Origin of the sequence: Vibrio sp. 10N.222.48.A3, from assembly GCF_041475345.1 — a bacterium.
Classification (GTDB): domain Bacteria; phylum Pseudomonadota; class Gammaproteobacteria; order Enterobacterales; family Vibrionaceae; genus Vibrio; species Vibrio tasmaniensis_A.
In genome coordinates this window covers 2,095-5,230 of sequence record NZ_JBFRVX010000949.1, presented here as the reverse complement: position 1 = coordinate 5,230, position 3,136 = coordinate 2,095, and the positions used below count along the sequence as shown (strand labels likewise).

The window sequence follows — 3,136 nt, the reverse complement described above, 5'->3', positions numbered from 1 at the left end:
CAGCATCCGAAAAGTAGAATGGCGTGAAATGAAGCCAAACTTCTATTTCATTTTTACTCCCGATGTTTTGAGCGCTATTCCTTCTACTTGGTTGGTGAGCTTCAGATTAGAAGAGCAACACAACCAAATGCTCAACGAATTATCTCGAAATCACCCGACCGTGAGTTTGATGGACATTCGTAAAATGGGTAGCAAGATCCAAGAGTTGCTCAAACAGATTGTTTGGTCGATAACCGTACTTGCCGCGTTAGGTGTAGTGGCGGGGCTATTGCTTATCTTCACTCTGTTGCGACTGAGCTTATCTCAAAGACAACAAGAGATACGCTTGTACCGAACCTTAGGCGCGAGTAAGAAGCGTATTCTCAACACTATTTGGTGTGAATACGGGGTGATGGCGTTAGTAGCTGGCTCAATTGCTGCGCTAGGTTCTGAACTCAGTGTTGCAGGGGTAATGAACTTTGGCTTTGAGTTAGAACCTTCACTCCACCCAATACTGTGGATAGCGCTACCCGTGCTGACGTTTATCACATTGGCCGCGGTAGTGAATAGCTTAATCAAACGTTTGTTGGCACCAGTAAACAAGGATTTTGGTTAGTCGCTAGCAAGATCTAACCAAATGCTTAAAACGGTCTAAAAGTGAAATTACTTATACTTAGTCGTTCACTATTTATAAGACGTCTCTTTAGACCGCTTTTTATTTGACCAATGCGTAGCACAAGTTACGAACATCGCACCTTAATTTCCCAATTTTTTAGTATTTTTTAAAACTAATTGCGCAATAATGCCGATTTAATGAACAGCGGTTAGTCCCTGTAAACAAAGGGTTTGCGCAACTTAGCAAGAACGTTATCAACAGTTATCCACAAAAACGGTGGATAACTTTAGGGATAAGTTAACATCTATGTTTTAAGAGTACTGAGGCAGCCTTTATGTGGCGTCACTTAGGACAAATGTGACGGTTATAATAACCTTTAAAACTCAATCTGGAGTTATTGAGTCAAGAGATTATTTAGGTTTTTTACATAGATATTAAATACTGCCTATCTAAGACCTTGATAAAAATGTGTTTTAATTCGTAGCAGAACAAAAGTAGAATAGCGGCAGTTAATCATATTCTACAGAACACGATGAACCACAACAAAACGGATACAAATCAGCCTTCTATTGCCATTGTTGGTGGTGGTATTGCCGGAACGACGAGCGCAATTCATTTTAGTGAGTTGGGTTATAAGGTCACTATTTTGGAAAAAGGACCGAGTTTGGTTAATGGTCCACCAATTTGCCATCTGCATGCTGGTGGCAATTTGTATCGAGATATTTCTGTAGAGCAGTGTCTTCAGTTGCTCACTCAGTCAATTGATACCGTCCGCTTGTTTCCCCATACTATCAATATTCGTCCGACAATTATCGCTGTTCCACACAGTGATGGTGGAGAGCCGTTGGATCTTCTTCCGCGCCTAAAGATAATCAAGAACGCTTATGCTGAGCTTGTTAATCAAGATAAAAGCAACCAAGTGCTTGGTAAACCGGAAGAGTATTACAAGCTGTATAGTAAAGAAGAGTTACTAGCACTTGCTGCTCAAACACAGCCTCTGAAACCAACATCGCTTGATGAATGGTGTATTCCTTTCGCTAAACATACGGATCTAGAAACCCTTAAGTATCCTGTTGCTATGGTTCAAGAGTATGGCTGGAGCGTATTCCGCTTATCTGCAACCGCTCAACTCTCTTTGGGGCAACAATCTAATTGTACCGTGTTAACCAACAGCCGATTACAATCTGTTGAATCGTTAGAGCAAGGTTGGTCTTTGACTTATACAGACGCTGAGAACCAAAGCTGTCACCTAACGACCGACTACTTGATTAATGCAAGTGGCTTTGAAACGGGCATCGTGGATGACTTTGTCGGTTCTAAGCAACAAAGGCTTGTTGAGTTCAAAGCCGCATACGTTACGCAGTGGCCGTATTCGCAAGAATGTAAGGAAGAGTGGCCAGAGGTTATCTTCCATGGCCCGAGAGGCACACCGCAAGGCATGGCTCAGTTAACACCGTACGCTGATGGTGTATTCCAACTTCACGGTATGACAGAAGGGATTACTCTATTTGAGGGTGGGCTTGTTTCATCATCAACAGATTCATCACAGCCTCAGTTGCCTTCTAAGCTTCTTAAGAAAATCGTATCAGGTTGGAGTGAAGAGCAGCTCGAATTAAGAACTCGCGCTGCGATAACGCATATGTCTCAGTTCATCCCAAGTTTTAGCTCTGCACTGGTAGGTGGTAAGCCTTTGTTCGGTGCACAGCAGATTCCGGGAACCGATCCGAGCTTAAGAGCTTCAGACGTGTCATTCTGTGGTGATCGCTATGCTCGACTTGAAGTAGTCAAAGCATCTTCAACCTTAGAGGCAGCGCAAAAGGTCGCTGAGCATTGGTTTGATGTCGCAGAGTCAGTATCGATTGAAAATACACACTCAGTGACAATGTCACTTAATCTAAAGAATATTGAGAATAAAGCGATAGATTTGACACAAGAACGCGGATACCCAGAAGCCCTTGCAAAGGTATCAGGCCAAGATCACGCTTAATACTCAGTCATAATCTACTACGCTAAACATCTTCAATTCGGCTTACTTTGACAGGTAAGCCGAACCTTCATTCAAACGCCAGCTAATATACCGAAAACCAACCGAACTATATCTCTAGGCAATTACTTTTAGCTACAGAGCAAAAACTAATAGCCGAAAAACTGAGCCCATTGGCACCAAACATCTTGTAATCCTAAGCGATCGCCTTTACTAAACGAGACTTTATGTCCAGGTTTGGCTTGTGCTAAGCGCGGCAAATCGATTCTGGCAACACATCCAATCTTCGGATAGCCACCAATAGTCTGTCTGTCATTAAGCAACACAATAGGTTGCCCATCTTGGGGGATTTGAATCGCACCTAAGGCAATACCTTCAGACAATAGCGAAATATCAGGTGAATCAACCGATTGACCACTGAGTCGATAGCCCATGCGATTTGAATTTTGGTCAACGTGATACTGTGCGTTATACAAAGTCTCTTTTGCTGAACCAGTGAACAACTCGCTTTGATAGCCTTCAATCACTCGCAGGTTCACGGGTAGGTTGTAATTAGG

2 protein-coding genes and 1 pseudogene are annotated in these 3,136 nt (G+C 42.8%); 2 read left to right on the top strand and 1 reads right to left on the bottom strand.

Annotated elements, in window-relative coordinates; translation table 11 throughout:
* Both AB4653_RS22220 and AB4653_RS22215 read left to right on the top strand, forming a co-directional pair.
* The coding region (locus AB4653_RS22220; protein ID WP_372105365.1) for an FtsX-like permease family protein at nt 1–595 on the top strand (595 nt) is incomplete at its 5' end.
* 532 nt (nt 596–1,127) lie between these two features.
* The gene (locus tag AB4653_RS22215) at nt 1,128–2,582 is read left to right on the top strand and encodes an FAD-dependent oxidoreductase (protein ID WP_017100549.1); all 1,455 of its coding nucleotides are present in this window, start codon (nt 1,128–1,130) and stop codon (nt 2,580–2,582) included.
* Between the two features lie 146 nt (nt 2,583–2,728).
* On the opposite strand, the pseudogene AB4653_RS22210 reads toward AB4653_RS22215, so the two are convergent.
* Nucleotides 2,729–3,136, bottom strand: a pseudogene (locus AB4653_RS22210) (allophanate hydrolase); the annotation flags it as partial.